We start from the raw sequence: 22,776 nt of genomic DNA, 5'->3' as shown, positions 1-22,776 counted from the left end.
GTAAAAGATTAAATTCAAACAAGTTTCTTTTTGCATTCCAGTTTATACCCAGCATATCCAAATGCAATGAGGATCAAAAAGGATAGGCTATACTGGACGAGGGATTCAATTTTAAAAAAGGTATAGATGCCTGGAATGAATACAACTGTTAGTACTGTAGCCAACAACCACATGGTCATTTTAAGTATCGGATAAGGGATCGGATATTTTTTTTGCCCCTGATAGTAAGCCAGGGCACAAATGAATAAATAAGCTGTAAGATTTGCATAGGCAGCCGAACTGTTGCCCAGATAGGGTATCAAAAGGACGTTTAAAACCAACATCAGCAACATTCCGAATACACTCACAATGGCCATCAAACGGTTGTTATCAGACAATTTATACCAACTCGAAAAGTTGGAATACAATCCCATGAAGATATTGGCCAACAAAAGAATATTTACCAAAAATAATTCGTCCCTAAAATTTTTATCAAGCAATTTAGCAAACACATCAATAAATAATCCCATCACGAGGTATATAAAACAACACGCGATGATAAAATACAAAGACAATCTTGCAAAAAGTTGCGGAGCCTGATCTTGTTTTGCATGACGAAAGAAAAAAGGTTCGGCTGCATAATTGAATGCAGTCACAAACAAATTCATAATGACGGCAAGTCGCATGGCTGCGTTGAAACTACTACTGGCTTCGAGGTTTTGTAAAGCATCTCCCGGAAGAAAGTATTTAAGTATACTTGTAGCCCCGTATTGGATCACAATAAAAGAAAGAGTGACGATGATTAAAGGAGAAACGTATTTCAAGAGTCGATTACAGATTTTCCAATCGGCGATGGTAAACGCATTCTTGATTTCTGGCAGCAGCAAAATGAGTGTCAAAGCACTTCCTATCAAATTAGCCAGCAATACCCAATATAAATTTTCAACAGCTGTTCCCCCAAATTCATTTAAAAAATACAACACGAGAATGATGTTTAAAAGCAATCCGGAGAGTTTGATCCAGGCATAACGTAGGGGCCTTTTATCATAACGTAGTTTGGCAAAGGGCAAGGCACTCAAAACGTCCAATACAGTGATTCCCGCTGCCAGAAATATTAAGTTTTGTAATTGTGGATAATGTAATCCATAATTGATGACATCTAATCCAAAATAAGCAGCAAGCAGGAAGAGCCCACAAACCATCCAAACAAGCTGGCTGGCTACCGGATAAATTTTAGTTGCAAATGTTTCATCAGAAGCAAATCTAAAAAAACCCGTTTCCATACGTAAACCCAGAATTCCTAGAAAAAAGCGCAATAAAAAAGTACAATTCACTGTATATCGAAAAATAGGCTCTTTCGTCTGAAAACACACGTGTCAGGTATACGGTAACCAGTAAAAATTGAGCAAACGGCCAAGCGAATAGCTTAAACCATAGATCATGGTTTCCTTTGCGAGACTTTTTAAACCGGACACAGCTGCAAAGCTCATAAAAATCAGGCATACATAGTATCAAAAGCCATATTTAATCAATTAACTCCCATGACTTAATTTTGGCCAGACAAAAGAAATGGCAGAATTCGATTTGCTTCAAAATATGCAAAGTACTGGGGGCTCCCGGCTTCGAACAGCGCATCCGTTCATTCCTCATGAGCACTCTTGAAAAAGATGTGGATGACATGCGGACAGATGCCATGGGTAACCTGATTACCTTTCACAAAGGGCACAGTCGAAAAAATTCTGTTGACCGCTCACATGGATGAAATCGCATTCATCGTTCAACATATTGATGATGAAGGTTTTATTCGCTTTCTTCCACTCGGGGGCTTTGATCCAAAGACACTAACCGCCCAAAGAGTGATCATCCACGGCAAAGAAGATATCCACGGGGTCATGGGAAGTAAACCACTTCATATCATGAATGCAGAGGAAAGGGCAAAAGCTCCATCCTTAAAAGACTTCTTTATCGATACAGGTTTAACGAAAGCTGAAGTAGTCGGGAAAATTCAAATTGGAGATCCTATAACCCGTGAACGCGAAATGATCCGCATGGGAAAATGTATTAATTGTAAATCTCTGGATAACAGAGTATCCGTATATATTTTGGTCGAACTCATGAAAAAACTGAAAAAGACCAAAGCGCCTCTGGATGTGTATGCTGTATTTACGGTACAGGAAGAAGTAGGGAGCCGGGGATCTATGATCGCGGCCAACAGCATCGCACCGGATGTAGCCATCAACATTGATACGACCATCGCTTATGATGTACCCGGAGCCCAATCTCACGAATATATCACCAAACTGGGCAATGGCGTTGCTATTAAACTTTTTGACAGTAGTGTGATCCCTGATTATCGAATGGTTCAATTTTTAAAATCTGCTGCAGAGAAAAATAAAATACCCTGGCAAGCAGAATTGCTAACAGGTGGTGGTACAGATACTGCATCAGTGCAACGTGCAGGAAATGGAACCATTGCAGGTGCCATTTCTATTCCCACCAGACATATTCATCAGGTCATTGAAATGGTACATGAAGATGATATCGACGCTGCGGTTCGATTATTGGAAGCAGCAGTGCAAGAACTCGAAAATTATTCATTTGAATTTAAATACGATACATAAAAACGAAACTATGTGGAAAGAAAGTAGTAACAAATTAAAATCAAGTTTTGAATTTAGAGATTTCGGGAGAGGCATTTGCTTTTATGACCGAAGTCGCATTTCAAGCAGAAAAACTCAATCATCATCCTGATTGGAAAAATTCATGGAATAAAGTCGACATCGTATTAACAACGCACGATGCCGGCGATACTGTTACAGAAAAAGATCATAGAATGGCAGGAGAGATCGATCGCATTTATAAAAAATATTCTAAACATTGATCGGCTTTCATTTTTTCGTTGTTTAACAGATGCTAAATCCGATACCGTCTAAACTTCTCAAGCAGGGCTTCCATTTTGCGAAAATGACAGCTCTGGCGCAACAGTATCAGGCCATCAACCTCGCTCAGGGTTTTCCTGATTTCGCACCACCCGAACAACTTTTCAATTTTTAAATGAAGCTGTTGAATCCGGTTTTAATCAATATGCCCCAATGCCGGGATTGCTCATGTTGCGCCAACAAATAGCAAGTCGTTTGGAAAAATCGATACCAACTCAAAGCGAATATAGATGATGATATTACCGTTACCGCAGGTGCCACGCAAGCAATCTATACGATTATTAGCGCTTTCATTCGTCCCGGTGATAAAGTATTGATTTTTGAACCTGCTTATGATTCTTATGGACCTGCAGTCCTGGTCAACGGGGGTCAGCCAGTTTACCTCCGACTCGAATTACCAGATTTTTCGATTCCATGGACGCAGCTTGAATCAATGTTGCAAAAGGAAAAAATCCGGATGATTCTGATCAACAATCCTCACAATCCTGCAGGAAGAATACTGCATCAAGAAGATATGCTGAGATTCGAAAAACTTGCAGTACAATATGATGTCTTGTGGGTATGGGATGAAGTTTATGATATGTTGGTTTTTGATGGCAAGCCACATTGGAGTGCATTGCATTATCCTGAGATCATGAAATCTTCTATTGTTACATTTTCAATGGGTAAAACTTTACACAATACTGGTTGGAAAATAGGATATACGATTGCAAAAAGCCGAACTCACTAAAGAAATCCGCAAAGTCCACCAGTTCTTAGTCTTTAGCGTAAACACGCCGGGCACAATATGCAATTGCAAAATTTATGGAATCCTTCCCGAATTTATCAACGAACTTCCACAATTTTATCAGCACAAAAGAGATTTCTTTTTTAAAGAAATGAAACATCCAGATTTTGAGTGGTTGCCCTGCGAAGGAAGTTATTTTGCACTTGCGCGATTTAAAAATCCGGAACAATTAAGTGATGTCACTTTCGCAGAACAATTGGTAGCCAATAAAAAAGTGGCAACGATTCCCATTTCTGCATTTTATCACGATGGGTATGATCCGGGCATTGTAAGATTTTGTTTTGCAAAGAAGGAAGATACGATTAAGGAAGCTGCGACGCAGTTGCTAAAATTATCCACCTCCCCGGCCCTTCTCCGCACAGTGGAGAGGGGCGGGGTGAGGTGGAGGCGGAGGTGATCACCTCACCAAACTCACATCCCCATATTTCTCCAACACCGTTCCATCAATCCTAATCGCTTTCAAATGATATACAAAACCGCTGGATTCATCGGCTCACCATTGAATCTTCCATCCCATCCGGCTAATAAGTCATTCAACTGAAAATGTTTGTTTTCAAAAACCATATTTCCCCATCGATTATAAATGCGGAACAGCTCTACTTCTCGGATGCTGGGACCTCCGAATACGGTAACCAGGTCGTTTAGGTTGTCGCCGTTGGGGCTGAAAACGTTGGGCACATAAACATCGGTTTGATTGTTGACGATGACTTTAATTTTTGCTCGCACTTCACAACCAGCCGAATTGGTAAATAATACTTCGTATTCTGCATTTTCAAGTGCTAACAAATAGGGCGCCGCACAATCTGTACAGGAAAGTCCGGTGGCAGGCGTCCAGCTTGCGGTGCCGGGAATAAAATTTAAAATAGCTTGTAATTGTATTTTGTCGCCAAGTGTAAGTTTTATTTCCACAGGTAGATCTGCTTAAAGCAAGGGCTGAAAAAATACAACTGAATATTGATTTTCACAACCCAAAGTATCTTTAACGAACACTTGGTAGTTTCCGGGTGTTAGGGGGCTAAAATAATTATCGGATTGATAAGTAGAGGTGTCATCCAGCGCATACATAAATCCCGGAATTCCAGATTGTGGATAAATTGTAATAACTGCATCGTCATCACCATAACACCGAATCGTATCCAATTTGCAATTGGGCTTCTACAGTATCTACAAATAAATTTGTTTCAACAATGCTGTCACATCCGAAAATATTATTCAGACGGTCTTGGTAAAAACCGGTGGCATTGTATATATTATTTCCTACCCGGGTGAATTGTCCTTTACAGATTTGTAATTGCTGCTGAAATAAATGTTTAGGATTTACAGTGACCTGTGTATGAATAATACTGTCGCAACCTTTATCAGTCAATAAACTGTCAAGATACAAGCCTGATTTTGTGTATTGACTAGAGCCGATGATGACGGTCTCTCCTTCGCAAATGATATGATTTTGTTGTAAATCATAAATCGGGTAAACCAATAAATCGGTGTATACAATACTATCACAGGAACGGATACTTGTAAGGTATCAATATACTTTCCGGTATTCGTGTACGACTTTGTTCCTACAACAATATTTGAACCATTGCAAATTTGCCGCACATTTGGAATATTATACACTGGTCGACAATAAGATTTGTGACGATCACACTATCGCAACAGAATCTATTTTGAAAAATATCGGTGTAAATTCCGGATGTGGTATAACGGTTGCTGCCGACAACAATAAATTCTCCTTCACAAATTTTTAGAGATTGTGTATCGCGATCTACCTGACTATGATCAATCACCACAAAGTGCAAAGTATCTGAACTGCAACCGTATTCATCGCGCGAATCAATGTATGTGTACCTGGAAGTAATCCTGTAAAATATCCTGAATCCTCCCAATATGATTGATCCAATGAATAATGGTAAAAAGGGAAAGTACCATCTGCACTCACTGCAATAAATGCGTTTGGCTGGCAACAATTTATTTCAAGATTGAATGAGTCTTGTTTCAATGTTAATCGTTGATTGGCTAGACCGATTTGAACGAGGCGCTGTAGGTTACATCGCGTTGAATCCCTTACATCAATGATGTAATTGCCCGGTGCCAATCCGGTGAAAATACCACTGCTTTGCCAGTTGCCGCCATTGATGCGATATGAATATGGCGGTATGCCTTCCAGTGCGGTGATCACGATACGTCCCGAATCGATGCAGTTCATTGCTTGCACCCGGATCAAACTATCCCGAAGCCGGTGTTTGAATTCACTCACTTCAATAATTTCAGGAAGAATGCAGTTTCCAATTTTGGTATAGATCGTGTAAAATCCTTCTTCCGGAATTTCAAAATAAAATTGTTTATAGAAAAAAAATACCGTCCATACTGTAAAGAGCTGAACTGTCTTCAGGTTTTTCAAAATGCGAAGTAAAGCTCCTCGAAAAGATCCGCAACTGTCGGCCAGTTGTAATTCATACTTTAAACTGTACTTCTTTACAAAAATCGTTAACGAATCCTGATACTGAAATCCGCAAGCATCACTGTATTCAATATGGTAAGTGGTCGTGCTATCTGGTTGAATGGTCGGATTAAATACAGAGGTATCACCACACCTTTTGAAGGCCGCCAGCGATATTGTGCGAAATTGGGTTTGGCCGAAACCTGGATCGATTCTCCTTCGCAAATGGTAAGATCGGGAAGTGTGTTGACGCCGGTGATGTAATTTAAACAGACTTGCTGAACATTGATAGATCCACCTGTTGCAGCTGTAAATCCAAAGTATACATTCGGATCATTGTTGAAAATACTGCGAACGACATCTCCGGAATAGCGCAATTTTAAAATACAATCCACATACACCGATAAAGTTGCATTGCTCGCGCTCCAACGTATAAGCACTTTAGAAAATTGCAATCTTCAGCATTAGCATTTCCATTGAGAATCCCGACCGACCTGAGAGATTATCGCCTGAAGCATGATCTACATTACCGTTTCTTATAATGGCAACATGGTCAAAAATGGGATCCGTATAATTGCCATTGTGATAGGTGTCAAATTCGACAGCAAGACTGGGCATAACACCCTGGTAACCCAGTCCCCCTCCAGAGACTCCGATCGAAGTTGAAATGGGTTGAAATACAAAGGCAATGCCATCTGCCCCTTGCGCATCAAGGCAACCTAAATTAATATCAAAATAGATGTCAAAACTACTGTGTAAGCTGACTTTATCTTCATACCAGATGGATCCTGTCTGACCAAAATTCTCCTCTGTCAACAAATAGCAATCGTTGCCCAATTGCCGTGCATTTCCATTGGTGATAAATTTTTATTTCCGATTCCGCCGCAACTATCGGGAATAGTAATGGCAAACTGGTCTGACAACCATTTAAGTCTTCTGCATAGAGAATATAATTGCCAGCGAGCAGAAGTTGAAAATAAGAATCTGTTTGTGATCCGGATCTCTTGTTGAGGCGATACTTATATGGCCCTGTTCCGCCGGTGGCATGTGCCCAGAGTTTTCCGTCGCTGATGCAATGTGTGGGCGATAAACTATCAATTGTTAGTTTAAGTTCTTCAAAAATTTCAAACGCATATTGGAGGATATTATTCTGAGGATAAAAATCCGGCTGATTATCGGGATTGCCGAGCGTAACGGATAAGCTATGATTTCCTTGTGGAATGGGAATGCAAGGGAGATCTATGACCTGGCTCTGACCAGGAATTAATATGCCATTCCACATAGGGACTTTGTGGAATTCCATTGAGCTGATAATTGATATCCAGTGTTGAAAAACTTTTTACTTCCGTCATTTCGGATCTTGAATTTCGGACAAAGGGAATCTGTGCAAACGGAACCTTGTAAACTTAATTCCAAAGCAGCAGCATCATAATTTCCTGGAGGCAAACAACCATTGGAGCTGATCAGCGATTTGCGGGTGGTCTCCAGTGCGGCGATCATACGATTCCTTTGTCCGTCGGTAAAATGTACCGGGCCGCAAGAAGTATAATCCATGTAGTTGCTGTTGTCGTCAGGTAGATCCGGAATATCAGTGTTACAGGAGTTGGTATTACAGGGTGCGAAGGATGCTGAATTGTCAGGTGGTGTATCGCAGACCCGGTCTCCATCCTGTAGACAATTGCCATTTGTGCATCCGCCGTTAAAGGTATGATTCAAAGAAAAATAATGGCCCATTTCGTGAGCCGTAACTACTGTTCCTCCAATTGAATTCCAATAACGACTTTCTTGAACAATGCCGTCTACCGTGCAGGGAGCACCCGGGAAATAGGCGTAACCTGCCAGACTGCAACCAAAGTTGTTATTAAATAAATCTGTAACTAAAAAAATGTTGATATAGCGAGTACAATCCCAACCAATCAGCGCTTTAATCGCAGCATCATTGTTAGCATTGGTGCCTAGAGCACACATCATGTCATTGACCAGGTTACTCGGAGTTCTTGTAATTCCATTGGTAGGTTGACCATTGGGATCTCGCCGTGCAAGACAGAATTGGATGCCAACATCTACCCCATTTGCAGCAGCGAAGGGACCCGAATTAGAAAAAGCCTGATTTAAATAATCCAGACCCTGTTCGACCTGCCGGTCTGTTAAGTTATTGCTTTGTCCGATAGCAGTTCCGGGAGGAACGATGAGGTGTACCACCAGGGGAAGTGTATAAATCGGTTTGGATCGGCTTTGAATTTTGCTTTTCAGGGCATCGAGACTGTACTGATAAATTTCATTTTCCATTTGCAGAGTCCGCTGCAGATAGGCAGCATCGGACTGCAATAAGGCCTGGTGTTTCTCATCAAATGCACAATGCTGTGAAATCGCACTACCTATCGTGAGCATTAAGAAGAATACGGTAAGAATATATTTGTTGCTCATCATCATATATGATACAAAATAAGCGGAATAAGTTGTATTGAATAGAAAATATTTTTAAAAACAGTAAATATTAAACCCAGAATTGCCATTAGGATTCGTAGTGAGAGTCAAAAATGCAAAAAAGACAGGTCTCCTCGCAAGAAATTTGCGCGGAAGTGAAGTAAGGATTTCATTGAGCACAAATTTCGAGAAGAGGACTGTATTTGAAGCAGTTTTGGCTCGTAATAGAATTCTATTGGCAATTCTGGGTTAAAGGCTTCAGGTGTAAATAATATATGCAAAATCAGGCATAAATGCAAATTTACCGGTGTTTATATTAACAATTGATTTTGATACATTTCAACAAAAATTACACCGTATAAATTCAAAAGAATTTTAGCAGCTGTAAGGTGTTCACAATTCACTTCGGAAACCTTGATTAAAATCAGAATTATGAATTCTGATCTCGTAATTTATTTAAATTTTCAATATCATCCAAATCTTTAAATCTACCCGCTGCTAATTTAGCCTGAATCAAATCATTGATATGAATTATTCGGACATTCACTTTTTCAATGTTGATCATTTTAGCTTGTTTTAAGGCACTTTCAAATATTAATCCTTTACAGGCAGTCATGATGTCTATTTTAATAAAACCACCTCCAAACTGGAAAACATCAAATTTTAACGTATCTATAAAATTTTCAAGATCTTCCATTTCTCCCATATACATTCCATATTCCTGGTGAACTTTTGTAAGCCGGGTGTGATTTTCTTCTGTAGGTTCAATCCATAAATCCATATCACCTGTCGATCTCCTGTATCCATAAACATTGACTGCCAAACCACCAATCAAAATATAGCGAACGGAGTGTTTGTTCAGCAAACTGATGTACTCTAAAAAATCTTCGTTAAATATTGAATTCAAGGTCTTTTATAAGCTTTGGAAAATATCCGTTCAAATTTTACTTTTTCAGGATCTAAATTATGATTGAGCAGATGCAAAATGATGCCCATACAAAATCGTCCTTTATAATTCTTTAGTTTCGCATTTTGCAATTCAATGCCTTGAATTTTTTCAAAGGACCCTGCGTTATGGATGTTTCGGTCTAATCTCATACTTCACAAAGATATAAATTTTGTTCTCTAATATGTTTGAAAAAATTGGATGCTTAAACAGTGTAGTCCTTAAAATGTCCTTAGCCAATTGCTTATAAATAAGCTTGAACGGACAACATTTTAAATTTTCAATTGCTGAATTCTATCATGTTAAATGACTCCAAAAAATCATTGCCATCTCATTTATGAAAGCTTACAAAAGCATTTTACTCACGTCGATTCCGTAAATTTGCCCAACAAATGAAAGCATGATTTACAACTCTGACGTATTGATCATCGGAACTGGAATTGCCGGACTCACGACTGCTATTCAAATTGCGCGACAGCGTCCTGATTTGAAAATACGACTCACCAGCAAAACCAATAAGGAAGAAAGCAATACCCGCTATGCGCAAGGAGGTATTGCAGCGGTTTGGGATCGGATCAAAGATGATTTTGAAAAACACGTGCAAGATACCCTGGATGCCGGCGATGGATTATGTAATGAAGAGATCGTACGCATCGTGGTAGAGGAAGGGCCACAACGCGTACATGAATTGATCGATTGGGGTGCCCGATTTGATAAAATCGATGCATCTCATTATGATCTTGCGCGTGAAGGTGGTCATTCGGAAAAGCGGATTTTGCACTATCAGGATGTGACCGGAGCAGAAATTGAACGTGCTTTGCTTGACAAATGCAGCCAGTGCCCAAATATTGAGATCCTCGAGCACTATTATGCAATAGATGTTTTGACCCAGCACCATCTGGGTTTCAATGTTACGCGCATCATGCCTGATATCGAATGTTATGGAGCTTATCTTTTAAATCTGAAAAATCTAGAAGTAGAAACGCATCTGGCAAAAGTGACAATTCTTGCAACTGGTGGAGCCGGACAGATTTACAGAACGACCACCAATCCTATCATTGCAACCGGTGATGGAATTGCCATGATGTATCGCGCCAAAGGACATGTGGAAAACATGGAATTTGTTCAATTTCATCCAACGGCTTTATACAGGGCCAGTTCCGAGAATCCGGCGTTTTTGATTTCAGAAGCTGTTCGTGGTTTTGGAGGAATTCTAAAAACACAGGATGGCCAGGAATTCATGCAGCGTTACGATGAACGCCTTTCGTTGGCTCCCAGAGACATTGTTGCAAGGGCAATCGACAACGAATTAAAAACGCGAGGTGAAGATTATGTATGTCTGGATTGCAGACATCTCGACGAAACAGAATTTGTGCAACATTTTCCGAATATTTACGAAAAGTGTAAAAGCATCGGAATTCATCCGATGCAACAAATGATTCCGGTCGTTCCCGCCTGTCATTATTTGTGTGGCGGGATCCATGTAGATGCCTATGGCCACAGCAGCATCCGCAATTTATATGCTTGCGGTGAATGCACGAATACAGGTTTACATGGAGCCAATAGGTTAGCCAGCAATTCGCTATTGGAAGCGGCTGTTTTTGGATATCGCATTGCACAAGATCTCGTAGAAAAAATAGATGGATTTCAACTGCGAACAGATATACCAGAATGGGATGCAACGGGAACAGCGCATCCTAAAGAACTTGTATTGATTACACAAAGCATCAAGGAACTCAAAGAGATCATGTCTTATTATGTAGGTATTGTACGCAGCAACGTAAGGATCGAACGTGCATTGAATAGACTGCATTTATTATACAAAGAGACAGAAGACTTATACCATTCTACAACGCTGTCAGCGGCCTTGTGCGAGCTCCGCAACCTGATTACTATCGGTTATCTGGTTACGCGTTCGGCTTCCATGCGAAAAGAAAGCCGGGGCCTGCATTACACTACAGATTATATAGATCAACATGAATTTAAACAATCGACCTTGTTGTAAGCTAAGTCTATAAAAATCATGATATTTAAGAATCCAATTAAGATATAGAAGTAATTATAAAATTCTTGAAAACTAGTTGGATATTGATGAAATAGGCTACATGGTTTTCATGCTTTCTAAAATCAACTCATATTCAAATCCCTTTGCCAGCAAATGCTGAATCACTTTTGATTTATCGCCATAATGTTCCATGTCTCTTTCAAGAAGTTGATGCAGCGTTTGTCGGTATTCATTTTCATCTATCTCCATCATTGCAATTTTAAGGAGGGGTTCAGAAACTTTTTTAGCCTGGAGTCCGGCCCGTATTTTGATTCGACCCCATTGCAGATGGCGGAATTTTCCTCGCGCGTAGGATTTGGCAAATCGCTCTTCGTTTAAAAAACCTTCTTGCAGTAGATGTAAGATAACTTCACCTTCCATTTCTTCATCTGCGCCGAGTTTACGCAATTTTTGCTCGACCTCTGACTGACAGCGATCCTGGTAAGCACAATAGTGCCTGAGTTTAAGAATGAGATTTTCTTTGCTGAGGTACATCAATGAAATTCGTATAAGTAATTTTCCATCTGCTCTTCAATTTTAAGCTCAGGCATATGCAATTTTGCATGGAGTCCGGCCTCAGAAGCCCCTTTTATGTTTTCTACTTTATCGTCTATAAATAAAGTTTCCTTTCCTATGATTCCTGCATCATTTAATACATATTCAAAACATTTTAATTCAGGTTTGCGAAAACCTATTTCAAAAGAATAATAGACTTTATCAAAATAGTGCAATTCAAAATCCAAAATCCCTGTTTGCATCTTAATGTTTTTCCTTACCGCACGTAAATGCGTGATATTTATATTACTGAGGAGATATACCTTGTAATTTTTTCGGATTTGTTTCAGCCACTCAAAGCGATGTGCGGGCATGCCCAACAACATGGCATTCCAGGCTTCATAATAATAACTTCCATCTCTTACATCGCGAGATCTTCTTTGAAGTCTGTTGAAAAATGCTTCTTCTGAAATTTCTCCCCGCTCAAATGGGTGAAGCACCTGTTCAAACAAGTCAGCTGTTTTATGAGGGTCCAGGACTTCTCTGAGTTTACTTTCCGTTAAACTTTCATCCAGGTCGTACAAGACATTTCCGAAGTCGAAGATTAGGTTTTTAATCATTGATTTTTTAAAAATATCTTGGTTTCAATGTTCAATATCCAAAACTAAGAGAATGTTCCTTTTAAGCAATTCAATTTTTTCAGGTGGTAGTTTTCCCATTTTATTAAGGAATCTACGGTTATCAATAGCTCTGATTTGATCTACCAAAATGTCTGAATCTTTCTTAAGCCCGGCTTGTCCTTTTTTAAGATGCACCCTCAAGAGCGTTGCTTTTTCAATCGTATTTGTGGTTAGCGGACAAATTAAAGTAGAGGGATGCTGAACATCATTTAATAAATCTGTTTGAATGACCAGGACGGGCCTTTTTTTACCCGGCTCTGTTCCCAGATTAGGGTTCAGGTCTGCACTCCATATTTCAAACTGACGTATCGACATCATTCAAATCTTCAAATTCTTTCAGAATTTTTGAGGAATTCTTTCTAACGAGCTTCGATTCAAGCTTCATTTTTTTTTCGATCATTAACCGTTGCTGTAGGCGATTATAATAATCAATAGCTTCGTTGATATATCGGTTTCTTGGTTTTTTCAAACTTTCCAGAATTTCTTCTGTTTCTTCGAAAATGGGGTCCTCTAGCTTTAGGGAGATGGTTTTCATAAGACTATTTAACACAAAAGTATATACTTTTAGTATATACTAAATACAAAATTTAGTTTTTTTTCGAATTTTGGTAAATCAATTTGACCGCTAGGCCTCAAAGTGGAATGGGAAGCGTTCTTGTGCATAAGCAGTTTACAATTATAGGTTTTTGTAAAATCACATTTCCTGTAACTATCCCCAAAACAATCCATACTTTAGAATTTTGAGAAATCTGATGTTTCAAACAAGTGAGCAATGAATTTTTAGCTTTGCTTCTATAAACGTCAATAGGATGTAAATTAATACTAATGGACTTGGTATTGGGTCCGAACAGTTATTCATTCTCATTTATGTTAAGCGATTGCGGGAGCATAAGCAAAAAAGGCAATGCATTCATGTAATCTAATGTTTCATATTCTAAACCAATTAGGCTAATATTTTTATAATAGTTTCGATGATTTGAATAATAATTTTTTTCTGATTGTATCAGCCATGCTTGCTGGCCAAGTTTCTCTGCTAAAAACCATTTTTCAAAAAGTCGGGAACATCTGCCATTACCATCATCAAACGGATGTATTTTTACAAACACTAGATGAAGCATGGAGGCAAAGAAAAATACTTCCTGAATATTTAATTCCGTGTTTAATAATATTTCAAGGTCTGCAAATAGTTTATTCAATTCCGTGGTGACTTGAAAGGGCGAAGCAGCCACATATTCTATTCTCCCATCTTGAGCGGTCACATACATATTCCCTGTTCGGATTTTTCCCTGTCTGATTTCCGGTAATATGTTTTTTGTTAAAATTTTATGGGCAAGAAATATGTTTTCAGAATTGCATTTTGCAGTTTTAGCAAATTGGTACGCGTTGTATAAATCATCAATTTTTAGTGTGTAATCAGGTATGAATTCTATTCCGAAACGTTTGTGTTTTATATATGAGTCTAATTCAATATGTTCACCTTCTATCTTGGATGAGTAAACAGCTGATACGGAAGTATAGAAACTGAAAGTTGATATTGAAAGTTCGCTGTCTTCTAATGATTTATATTTTTCAAGAAAAGAAGTTGTGATATTTTCACAATACTGTTCATATAGTTCCGTGGATAAAATATTAAATTTAAATTTATTCATGTTTTGAAAATCCTTCATTTTTACAATGTAATTCATTTAAGATTTAGTTTGAATATTCCACTCATCCGTAATTTTAAATACCTAATAAAGGTATGAGAAATTAATTTATCTAAAGCTTGTAGTATCTGAAACACATTTACATCCCCTTTATAAGGGAAAAACTAAGAACTCAGATCGTGTGAAGGGCTAGAAAAATATAAAAATGTTTTGGAAGAGATGAATTAGAACAGCGATTGGCTTTTCAAATTCATTTTGTACTTTTGCGGCTTCGGTCCCATAGCTCAGTTGGTTAGAGCATCTGACTCATAATCAGAGGGTCCCTGGTTCGAGCCCAGGTGGGACCACCAAAGCAATGTGAGAATGAATGTGAGAGCGTGTTTAGTGTTTTTTGTGGTCGGCTTTTATTCGCCGATTATTGATAATTAGGGAATTATGAGTTTTTCAGAAAAAATTAATGCGGATCTTAAAGAAGCGATGAAAGCACAGGATCAGATTGCCTTGAGAGGTATCAGAGCCATCAAAGCTGCTATTCTTTTAGCCAATACAGATGGTAGTGGTAAAGAACTTGATGATGATCGGGCCACCCAGATTCTGCAGAAATTGGTTAAACAAAGGCGGGAATCTCTCGATATTTATGAGAAACAAGGAAGGGAAGACCTGGCAGTGGTTGAAAGAGAAGAGATTCAAATTATCGAAAGGTATTTGCCCGAGCAAATGTCGCCTGAAGAACTCAGAAAAGTCTTAACTGAAATCATAACAAATTCCGGAGCTGCCGGACCCAAGGATATGGGCAAAGTCATGGGTTTGGCGAGTAAACAGCTCGCAGGAAAAGCAGATGGAAAAAATATTTCCGCTATCGTAAAGGAATTGCTTGGTGCTTAAAGTGCGGCCTTTCAATATGCGCGCACGTCGTTGTGCTGCATGAAATTAATAAAAGCAGTATTGACTACTTTGACACCGCCGGGTGTAGGGTAATTTCCACTGAAATACCAGTCTCCGGTATGGTTGGGACAGGATTTATGCAGTCCTTCCAGAGTTTGGTAAATCACTTCCACCTCGACATCACTATTGGCTGGTTTCAACATCTGTCCGATTTTTTTGGAAATGCTGTGGAAAGAATAGCTGTCGTACAATTCAATCAAATGATTTTTCATTTTTTCAGCCGGCCATTCCTGTTGGGCCAGGCATTTTTCATAGGTTTCTTCTAAAAGATACTCTTTATTGTCATCGTGTAAGAGTTCTACCAGTGCCAGAAAAGCAACAAATTGTCCCATTTGCGACATGTCTATTCCGTAACAGTCCGGATAACGAATTTGCGGAGCAGAAGATAGTATGATTATTTTTTTGGGTTTGAGCGTAGACAAAATATGAACGATGCTATCTCGCAACGTAGTCCCCCTTACAATCGAATCATCCAATGCTACCAAAGTATCCAATCCTGGTCTGATGATCCCATAGGTAACGTCGTAAACATGCGATACCAGTTTTCCCCGGATGTGATCATTCGCGATAAAGGTTCGCATCTTGTCGTCCTTGACGATGAGTTTCTCAATTCTGGGTTTCTGCAATACAATCTGCTTCATTTTTTCAGGAGCTAGCTTTCCATTTCCCGAAATCAGCAAGTTCAATTTATGTTGATTGAGATAATCGTGTAAAGCTTCCCCGAGTCCTACAAAAGCAGTTTCAGAAGTATTTGGAATAAATGTAAAAACAGTATTGTCAAAATCTTCATTAATTGCAGGAAGTAATTCAGTTGCCAAAGCTCTGCCTAAGTTTTTTCTTTCCTGATAAATATCGATGTCATTTCCTCTCGAAAAATAAATGCGTTCAAAAGAGCAGGAGGTCTTTGTTTTGGGTTCGATGCAAAGTTCTTCGCTGACTTTGCCATTAAACTTAATGATGAGTGCATTTCCAGGCTTTATTTCATGGATCTCTTCAGCACCAATTTCGAAAGCAGTTTGCAGCGCAGGTCTTTCAGAGGCTACAGCAACAATGTCTTCGTTTTTATAATAAAATGCCGGACGAATACCATTGGGGTCGCGCAAAACGAAGGCATCTCCGTGCCCGATCATACCGGCGATCACAAATCCACCATCAAATTTTTTCGATGCTTTATTAAGCACATTGCAGATATCCAGATTTTCAAAGATCAACGGATTAATCTGTTGTTGTGTGTAACCTTCAGGTTTATACCAGTCAAATAAATGTTGGACTTCCTCGTCCAAAAAATGGCCGATTTTTTCTAGAACTGTGATGGTGTCTGATTTGATTTTAGGGTACTGGCCAAGCGTAACGAGCTTTTGAAACAATTCTTCTACATTGGTCATGTTGAAATTGCCGGCAAGCACCAAATTGCGGCTTATCCAGTTATTTTCACGAATAAAGGGGTGCACGGTTTCTATGGTATTATCTCCATGAGTGCCATAGCGCAAATGCCCTAAAAGCACTTCTCCCATAAAAGGTTTATTTTGTTTGAGCCAATGTCCATCCTGGATCTGCGATTCATCCAGTCCCTCAAAGTGTTGCATAATTCCTTCAAACAAAGACTGCAGATAATTTGAGGTGTTGCTTCTTCTGCGGGAGATGTATTTTTTTCCAGGTTCAATGTCCAGTTTTATCGTGGCTACTCCGGCCCCGTCCTGTCCCCGATTGCGTTGTTTTTGCATGAGCAAATGCAACTTTTGCAAGCCATAAAAACAGCTTCCATAATGTTTTTGGTAGTAATCTAAAGGTTTAAGCAGTCTGATCAAAGCCAAACCACATTCATGCTTGATAGAATCGCTCATGCTGGCAACTAAGATGCAAAGATACTGCGTTTTTTGGATTCGAGAAGACCTGGTTTATAAGGGCTCAATTTAGTCTTTGGTCTTTTGTTACATTATTTAGATTAAAGTCCATTGGTCAACAAGTTTTCAATTTCCTGCTCTAAGAAAGCCATTTCAATTTCAAGTTGGTCGGCAATTTCATAACATGCATTGTTAAATGGCATATTTTTCTTCAAATAACGAAGAAGGGATAGGTGTAAGCTTTCAGCATCATGCCAGTTGCCAATTTTTTTATTTAGAGTTTTAAGCCATTCATTAAATTCAATGAAGGCCTTATCTTTTTCAAAAAAACCAATAAAATTCATGATTTCTATAATTCTTCGAATAATGATGCGCATATCATGTAAGTTTCTTCTTAATGATTTCTGATGCGTTTTTTTATTCAATTTCTTTAGATTTTTTTGAAATGTCTTATTGAGTTTGAGTAGAAATTGACGCGAAGTTAGTTTCTCAATTTCATGCGAAAATGCAATCTGAAATTTTACCAAATCTGAAGAATTTGATGATTCAAGAAGTTGAATAAATTTCATTTTTGCTTTTTCATGAACACGCTCATTTTTTTGAATAAGATTTATTAAACAAATTTCTGAATTTGCCGAGAGTCTGTGCAATTGCAATTCTGCATTGCGAATAATGCCAGCAGTTTGAAAACATTTATTTAAAAATGCAAAGGTTTTGGCATGCGCATCCTTTTTTCCGGGAAATTGAATGACTATTGAAAAAGTATTGAGTTGTTTAATGGCCAGTCGAAAAAGATGTATGTTTTCGCTATCAGGATTTTTTTGTACGGATTTTAAAGTACGCAACCAATTGCCAGATTCGAGAATCAATTTTTTAAGGAGAGGATCCATGATGGCGAAGGTAAAAAGAAATCATCCCATACCTGATGCATTTATTTGTGAAATATATATTTTAAAATGGCAATTGATGCCATTTTGCCACTTCTCAACCAATGGAATATTAAATTCTTTAATTCGATTTCAGTCCCTGAGCAAATGATAGAATGGTTTATTTTACAAACTTGTTTCAAAGTTAATTCAGCTTTAATTTATTAAATGATACATCCGCAAAATTTTGATTTTCTTTGGGTACTGTAATGATGCATTTAATTGAATAATTTTGAATGTTATTTGAAAGTTTAGGTGGCCGACTTTACCACATTTGCAACTTATAATTTGCAATATTGTTATCTGAATTTACTATGAAAACAACTTACCTTACATCCTGTTTTAGCATTTAAAATGGCCGATATTATCAAACTATTATCAGACGGCGTCATCAACCAGATAGCAGCCGGCGAAGTGATCCAAAGACCTTCTTCTGTGGTTAAGGAGTTGATCGATAATGCATTGGATGCAGGTGCAAGCGAAATAAAAGTACTGATTAGAGATGCCGGCAAATCACTTATCCAAATTCATGATAATGGTTCGGGGATGAGCCCGACGGATGCCAGAATGGCATTCGAGCGGCACGCGACTTCCAAAATTATGTCGGCCGATGATTTGTTTAAGATTCAGACGAAAGGTTTTCGAGGCGAGGCCTTAGCTTCCATAGCTTCTGTCGCTCAAGTTGAACTTAAAACCAAACCTCATGATCACGTAACCGGAACCCGGATCGCCATTTCAGAATCAAAAATAAAAACGCAGGAACCTTGTGCCTGCAATCCAGGTACGCAAATCCAGGTTAAGAATTTATTTTTTAATGTTCCCGCGCGCCGAAAATTTTTGAAATCAGATTCCATTGAATTGAGGCATCTTGTGGATGAATTCATTTTTCAGGCCCTCTCTTTTCCTGAAATTGCATTTACCCTGCAAATTAATGAGGATATTAAATACAAATTGTCGGCATCTAATCTTAAACAACGCATAATAAGTGTATTTGGTAAAAAATACCAGGATGCATTACTGGCTGTTCAACCACAAACTGAAGTTTTAGAAGTAAGCGGGTTTATAGGTAAACCGGAAATTGCCCGGAAGTCCAAAGGTGAGCAATATCTGTTTGTCAATCGCAGGGCTATTCGTAGTCCCTATTTGCAACACGCTGTACAAGCAGCATATGATCAGATACTTCCGGATGATACTTATGCCTTTTATGTACTTTTTTTAAACATTGATCCGGAAAAAATTGATATCAACGTTCACCCGACAAAGAATGAAATTAAATTTGAAGAGGACAAACTTATCTATCAGTTTTTAAAGGCTGCGGTCCGATATAGTTTATCGCAATTTAGCTTTACGCCTTTAATAGATTTTGAGGGTGCCAATCCCGGTATTGACCGGGTTATCACGGGTAGTTTTCAGCATGCATTTTCTGCTGGCGCCATGCCTCCGCAGGATTCGAGCCATAAAGTGAGATGGGACCTTATGGCTTTTCCGGAAGGGCGCGATGAACACGCTGTTCATGCAGAAATTATTGATTCCGGGATCAATGATGTTTCGGATTCCAAAACTTTGGAATTAGATGATCCTCTAAAAGGATTTAAGGCAATCCAGTATTTGAATAGTTACATTATCGTTCAATTAAATACAGGGATTACATTGATCGATCAACATTTGGCAAGTGAACGCATCCTTTTCGAATATTACAAAAATAAAATTCAGTCCAAAGCCAGCCCAACACAACGATTATTATTTCCCCAAACAATCCATCTTACTCGACAGGACGCGAGCTTATTAACAGAAATTCTGGATCCTTTGCGATATGCCGGTTTTGAAATTGAAGGTTTTGGTTCAGATTCTTTTGTGATCCATGGAGTTCCGGCAGAATTAGAAGGGATTGCTACCGAAAATTTAATCGTTGAGCAGATATTGGAAGCTTATAAAAGACATCAGGAAGTTGAGCTGCCTTTATCTGATCACATTGCCCGCTCATTGGCTGCTGCAGGGGCTTTAAAAAGAAACCGGAGTCTTCAGGCAGACGAAATAAACAGCCTCGTCGAACAATTATTTCTATGCGAGATTCCCTATACAAGTCCTGGTGGAAAAAAATGTATCTTTCATATCAGTATTGAAGAACTTCAAAAAAAATTTAGTTAAACCATGTTTCAAATTACAGACGCTGTCAAACACCTGTTGTTTATCAATATCATTCTTTTTTTTGCTTCTTTAAGTTTGATGGCCGATTTCAAACACCAGCTTTATCTCTTTTATCCCGGGAGCCCAATGTTTCAACCCTGGCAGGTGATTACGCATATGTTTATGCACGGAAGTACGAATCACCTTTTGTTTAATATGCTTTCCTTATTTTTCATTGGGCCGTTAATGGAACAAAGTCTTGGGACTAAAAAATTTACAATCTATTATTTGGCTTGCGGATTAGGTGGAGCCATGCTTCATATCTTATCAAAATTTGTGCTTATTCATTTTATGGGATCCGAAGCAGAGATCCATATTCCGGTTGTTGGTGCATCAGGTGCTATCAATGGATTGTTTATAGGATTGGCCTACCTTTATCCCAATCTTCCGATGAGCCTATTGTTTATCCCCATTCCTGTAAAAGCAAAATATCTGGCGATCTTTTTTCTGGCAGGTGATTTGATTTGGGGTTTGAGTGGATATCATACCGGTATTGCACATTATGCGCATTTAGGAGGTGCATTCATGGGATTTTTATTATTGTATTTTTGGCGCGCACGACCATAATCATGTTTGATTCAATCGTTAAAGATATCCGATACAAATTACAAACCGGCGGTTTCTGGATTCGCTGTATTGCTATTTGTGTAGCTGTCTTTTTGCTGCTGAATATTTTGAAAGCTTGGTTTACGTTTAGCAATGATGGACTGGCAGCAGCAACGTATCATGATATTATCTATTCGGTCAGTATTTCATCAGAATGGATTGATAATATTTGGAGGATTTGGGTATGGGTGACCCATATTTTTGTGCATGAGGGTTTCTTTCATTTATTATGGAACATGATGTGGCTTTATTGGTTTGCAGGAATTGTTGAAGATCTCATCGGCATTAGGCATGCGAAATACATTTTTTTTGAGGCGGCTTTGTTTGGAGCTCTGGCATTTATCCTTTCAGCACAATTCATTCCCTGGTATCAGCATATGGAAATACATGCCTATGGAGCTTCCGCTGCGGTTAATGGATTGTTGTTTGCAGCCGCTACTATTTCACCCACTTATAATATACGCTTATTGATTTTTGGCAATGTTCAACTCAAATATCTCGCATTGGTCATCCTCATTTTGGACATTTTGTTTGCAGGACAAACCAGCAACACTGGAGGCCATTTTGCGCATCTGGGTGGTGCTTTGTGGGGTTATTTATATATCGTATTACTTCGTAAAGGATTCGATATGGATATATTGAAATTAAAGGCTTTCCATAAAACAAAGAAAAAACCAAAAATCTTACCCTTTCATAGAAAACCAAAATCTCACACGGATGACAAACCTGCTGAGGATCGTCTCAATCAAATTCTCGATAAAATTCACAAACAGGGGATTCAGACTTTAAGTGATGATGAGAAATCATATCTTGATCACCGAAGTAAAGAATAATACATGTTGCGTTTTTTTTTATCCTTAAATATTGTTTGGTTCATTGTCTGCATTGGTATTTATCTGATGGTCGGATTAGAACCTTCCATATTCTGGATGTTTTCAATTGTTAGTTTGTTTATTCCTGTTGTTTTTCTCATCAACATTATCCTGATTTTGTTTTGGCTACTTTTTAATTGGAAAAATGCATGGTTGCCATTGGTCACCATTGTTTTAGGATGGAATCCCTTGTTACTCATGTTCAGTTTCGGAGAAACATCTGATGCCAATAAATGCCGTAAAGATCCTATAAGCATCATGAGTTACAATGTCTACGGTTTGAAACAATTAAAGGATACTTCTGCTGCAATGATGCAAATGAAAAAAAATAAATTTATTTCATTTATCAGACAACACGATCCCGATATTCTTTGTGTTCAGGAAGATAATTTTTTTGCCGATGAAATTATTAACAATGCTGGTATCTACCCGCACTTTCATTATTTAATTCAACACGGGGCAGCAATATATTCGAAGTTCCCGATTTTAGACAAAGGCCGCATCGATTTTGGAAAGCGAACGAACAGTTGTTTGTGGGTTGATGTTCTGATGCAAGGTAAAACGGTCAGGGTTTATAGCCTTCATCTTCAAAGTAATCAAATCACCAAAGAAGTTACGGCGATTACCACAGATCAGTCAGAGGAAAATGATAAGACCGTCGGAACGATTCGGAGGATGTTGCGTAAGTATAAAAATAGTGCCATCATACGATCAAAACAAGCGCTACTGGTAAAACAAAATGCCATAGATTGTGGCAAGCCCTGTATTATTGCAGGCGATTTTAACGATACGCCTTTCTCACATTGTTATAAAGTATTGGCACAAGATCGCAATGACAGTTTCCTCGAATGTGGCTCGGGCTTGGGTACAACGTATGCTGGCGCATTACCCGGACTAAGAATTGATTATGTTATGGGTGATTTAAAGGAAATTATTTTTTGCTCGCACAGAGTATTACATACTCCATATTCGGACCATCACCCGGTTTTCGCAAAATTTTATGTAAAATAGAC

24 protein-coding genes, 1 tRNA gene and 3 pseudogenes are annotated in these 22,776 nt (G+C 38.6%); 11 read left to right on the top strand and 17 right to left on the bottom strand.

The window, feature by feature from the left end:
* Positions 1-14: 14 nt before the first annotated feature.
* The gene (locus IPM92_15575; GenBank protein ID MBK9109743.1) at positions 15-1,295 is read right to left on the bottom strand and encodes a polysaccharide biosynthesis C-terminal domain-containing protein; all 1,281 of its coding nucleotides are present in this window, start codon (positions 1,293-1,295) and stop codon (positions 15-17) included.
* A 332-nt stretch (positions 1,296-1,627) separates the two neighbouring features.
* Between IPM92_15575 and IPM92_15570 the strand changes: the two are divergent.
* The 3 pseudogenes from IPM92_15570 to IPM92_15560 all read left to right on the top strand — a co-directional run bounded on the left by IPM92_15570 (position 1,628) and on the right by IPM92_15560 (position 4,102).
* Positions 1,628-2,600, top strand: a pseudogene (locus tag IPM92_15570) (M20/M25/M40 family metallo-hydrolase).
* A 10-nt stretch (positions 2,601-2,610) separates the two neighbouring features.
* Positions 2,611-2,860 (top strand): annotated as a pseudogene (locus IPM92_15565) (4a-hydroxytetrahydrobiopterin dehydratase).
* Between the two features lie 29 nt (positions 2,861-2,889).
* Positions 2,890-4,102: pseudogene (locus IPM92_15560) on the top strand (aminotransferase class I/II-fold pyridoxal phosphate-dependent enzyme).
* A gap of 62 nt (positions 4,103-4,164) precedes the next feature.
* On the opposite strand, the gene IPM92_15555 reads toward IPM92_15560, so the two are convergent.
* Both IPM92_15555 and IPM92_15550 read right to left on the bottom strand, forming a co-directional pair.
* Positions 4,165-4,614, bottom strand: a complete 450-nt coding sequence (locus IPM92_15555) for a gliding motility-associated C-terminal domain-containing protein (protein MBK9109742.1) — start codon at positions 4,612-4,614, stop codon at positions 4,165-4,167.
* Between the two features lie 205 nt (positions 4,615-4,819).
* A complete protein-coding gene (locus IPM92_15550) occupies positions 4,820-5,182 on the bottom strand; it encodes a hypothetical protein (protein ID MBK9109741.1) in 363 nt (120 codons plus the stop codon).
* 7 nt (positions 5,183-5,189) lie between these two features.
* Between IPM92_15550 and IPM92_15545 the strand changes: the two genes are divergently transcribed.
* Positions 5,190-5,453: a hypothetical protein gene (locus IPM92_15545; protein MBK9109740.1), complete on the top strand. Its 264-nt coding sequence runs from the start codon at positions 5,190-5,192 to the stop codon at positions 5,451-5,453.
* 35 nt (positions 5,454-5,488) lie between these two features.
* Here the strand turns inward: IPM92_15545 and IPM92_15540 are convergent, their stop codons facing one another.
* From IPM92_15540 to IPM92_15510, 7 genes are all read right to left on the bottom strand, one after another.
* A complete protein-coding gene (locus IPM92_15540; protein ID MBK9109739.1) occupies positions 5,489-6,106 on the bottom strand; it encodes a hypothetical protein in 618 nt (205 codons plus the stop codon).
* Positions 6,107-6,192: 86 nt separating this feature from the next.
* Complete coding sequence (locus IPM92_15535) at positions 6,193-6,600, bottom strand: hypothetical protein (protein ID MBK9109738.1); 408 nt, start codon at positions 6,598-6,600, stop codon at positions 6,193-6,195.
* Positions 6,587-6,964, bottom strand: a complete 378-nt coding sequence (locus IPM92_15530) for a hypothetical protein (protein MBK9109737.1) — start codon at positions 6,962-6,964, stop codon at positions 6,587-6,589. The genes IPM92_15535 and IPM92_15530 overlap by 14 nt, the downstream gene beginning before the upstream one ends.
* Positions 6,918-7,448: a hypothetical protein gene (locus IPM92_15525; protein MBK9109736.1), complete on the bottom strand. Its 531-nt coding sequence runs from the start codon at positions 7,446-7,448 to the stop codon at positions 6,918-6,920. The genes IPM92_15530 and IPM92_15525 overlap by 47 nt, the downstream gene beginning before the upstream one ends.
* Positions 7,409-8,578 (bottom strand): hypothetical protein, encoded by a 1,170-nt coding sequence (locus IPM92_15520; GenBank protein MBK9109735.1) that lies wholly within the window; start codon positions 8,576-8,578, stop codon positions 7,409-7,411. Before IPM92_15520 ends, IPM92_15525 begins: the two co-directional genes overlap by 40 nt.
* Positions 8,579-9,002: 424 nt before the next feature.
* The gene (locus tag IPM92_15515; protein ID MBK9109734.1) at positions 9,003-9,479 is read right to left on the bottom strand and encodes a nucleotidyltransferase; all 477 of its coding nucleotides are present in this window, start codon (positions 9,477-9,479) and stop codon (positions 9,003-9,005) included.
* Positions 9,476-9,670 carry a hypothetical protein gene (locus IPM92_15510; protein ID MBK9109733.1) on the bottom strand — a complete coding sequence of 65 codons (195 nt, stop codon included), beginning with the start codon at positions 9,668-9,670 and terminating at the stop codon, positions 9,476-9,478. Before IPM92_15510 ends, IPM92_15515 begins: the two co-directional genes overlap by 4 nt.
* A 248-nt stretch (positions 9,671-9,918) precedes the next feature.
* Here IPM92_15510 and nadB point away from each other — a divergent pair, with 248 nt between their 5' ends.
* Positions 9,919-11,523 (top strand): L-aspartate oxidase, encoded by a 1,605-nt coding sequence (gene nadB, locus IPM92_15505; protein MBK9109732.1) that lies wholly within the window; start codon positions 9,919-9,921, stop codon positions 11,521-11,523.
* Between the two features lie 96 nt (positions 11,524-11,619).
* Here the strand turns inward: nadB and IPM92_15500 are convergent, their stop codons facing one another.
* From IPM92_15500 to IPM92_15480, 5 genes are all read right to left on the bottom strand, one after another.
* Positions 11,620-12,057, bottom strand: a complete 438-nt coding sequence (locus IPM92_15500) for a RecX family transcriptional regulator (protein ID MBK9109731.1) — start codon at positions 12,055-12,057, stop codon at positions 11,620-11,622.
* On the bottom strand, positions 12,057-12,677 hold the full coding sequence (locus IPM92_15495) for an HAD family phosphatase (protein MBK9109730.1): 621 nt from the start codon (positions 12,675-12,677) through the stop codon (positions 12,057-12,059). Before IPM92_15495 ends, IPM92_15500 begins: the two co-directional genes overlap by 1 nt.
* Before the next feature lie 24 nt (positions 12,678-12,701).
* Complete coding sequence (locus IPM92_15490; protein ID MBK9109729.1) at positions 12,702-13,052, bottom strand: type II toxin-antitoxin system PemK/MazF family toxin; 351 nt, start codon at positions 13,050-13,052, stop codon at positions 12,702-12,704.
* Positions 13,033-13,272 (bottom strand): hypothetical protein, encoded by a 240-nt coding sequence (locus tag IPM92_15485; protein ID MBK9109728.1) that lies wholly within the window; start codon positions 13,270-13,272, stop codon positions 13,033-13,035. The genes IPM92_15490 and IPM92_15485 overlap by 20 nt, the downstream gene beginning before the upstream one ends.
* A gap of 316 nt (positions 13,273-13,588) precedes the next feature.
* Entirely contained in the window at positions 13,589-14,386 is a 798-nt protein-coding gene (locus tag IPM92_15480) for a Fic family protein (protein ID MBK9109727.1), read from the bottom strand.
* 270 nt (positions 14,387-14,656) lie between these two features.
* On the opposite strand from IPM92_15480, the gene IPM92_15475 reads away from it, so the two are divergent.
* A tRNA-Ile gene (locus IPM92_15475) sits at positions 14,657-14,733 on the top strand.
* 85 nt (positions 14,734-14,818) lie between these two features.
* Complete coding sequence (locus tag IPM92_15470; protein ID MBK9109726.1) at positions 14,819-15,268, top strand: GatB/YqeY domain-containing protein; 450 nt, start codon at positions 14,819-14,821, stop codon at positions 15,266-15,268.
* An 11-nt stretch (positions 15,269-15,279) separates the two neighbouring features.
* On the opposite strand, the gene IPM92_15465 is transcribed toward IPM92_15470, so the two are convergent.
* Together IPM92_15465 and IPM92_15460 are read right to left on the bottom strand one after the other, a co-directional pair.
* The gene (locus IPM92_15465) at positions 15,280-17,172 is read right to left on the bottom strand and encodes an amidophosphoribosyltransferase (protein ID MBK9109725.1); all 1,893 of its coding nucleotides are present in this window, start codon (positions 17,170-17,172) and stop codon (positions 15,280-15,282) included.
* 101 nt (positions 17,173-17,273) lie between these two features.
* Positions 17,274-18,062 (bottom strand): CHAD domain-containing protein, encoded by a 789-nt coding sequence (locus IPM92_15460; GenBank protein ID MBK9109724.1) that lies wholly within the window; start codon positions 18,060-18,062, stop codon positions 17,274-17,276.
* 390 nt (positions 18,063-18,452) lie between these two features.
* On the opposite strand from IPM92_15460, the gene mutL reads away from it, so the two are divergent.
* Genes mutL through IPM92_15440 form a run of 4 tightly spaced genes read left to right on the top strand, consistent with a single transcriptional unit; the run spans position 18,453 to position 22,774 of the window.
* Positions 18,453-20,246 carry a DNA mismatch repair endonuclease MutL gene (mutL, locus tag IPM92_15455; protein MBK9109723.1) on the top strand — a complete coding sequence of 598 codons (1,794 nt, stop codon included), beginning with the start codon at positions 18,453-18,455 and terminating at the stop codon, positions 20,244-20,246.
* Positions 20,247-20,249: 3 nt separating this feature from the next.
* Complete coding sequence (locus IPM92_15450; GenBank protein ID MBK9109722.1) at positions 20,250-20,852, top strand: rhomboid family intramembrane serine protease; 603 nt, start codon at positions 20,250-20,252, stop codon at positions 20,850-20,852.
* Between the two features lie 2 nt (positions 20,853-20,854).
* Positions 20,855-21,724, top strand: coding sequence for a rhomboid family intramembrane serine protease (locus IPM92_15445; protein ID MBK9109721.1), 870 nt, complete (start codon positions 20,855-20,857; stop codon positions 21,722-21,724).
* Between the two features lie 3 nt (positions 21,725-21,727).
* Positions 21,728-22,774: an endonuclease/exonuclease/phosphatase family protein gene (locus tag IPM92_15440; GenBank protein MBK9109720.1), complete on the top strand. Its 1,047-nt coding sequence runs from the start codon at positions 21,728-21,730 to the stop codon at positions 22,772-22,774.
* Positions 22,775-22,776 lie beyond the last annotated feature (2 nt).

This window comes from Saprospiraceae bacterium (assembly GCA_016719615.1).
Lineage (GTDB): Bacteria > Bacteroidota > Bacteroidia > Chitinophagales > Saprospiraceae > Vicinibacter.
The sequence above is the reverse complement of the archived record's forward strand: the minus strand, read 5'-3'. Positions and strand labels throughout refer to the sequence as shown.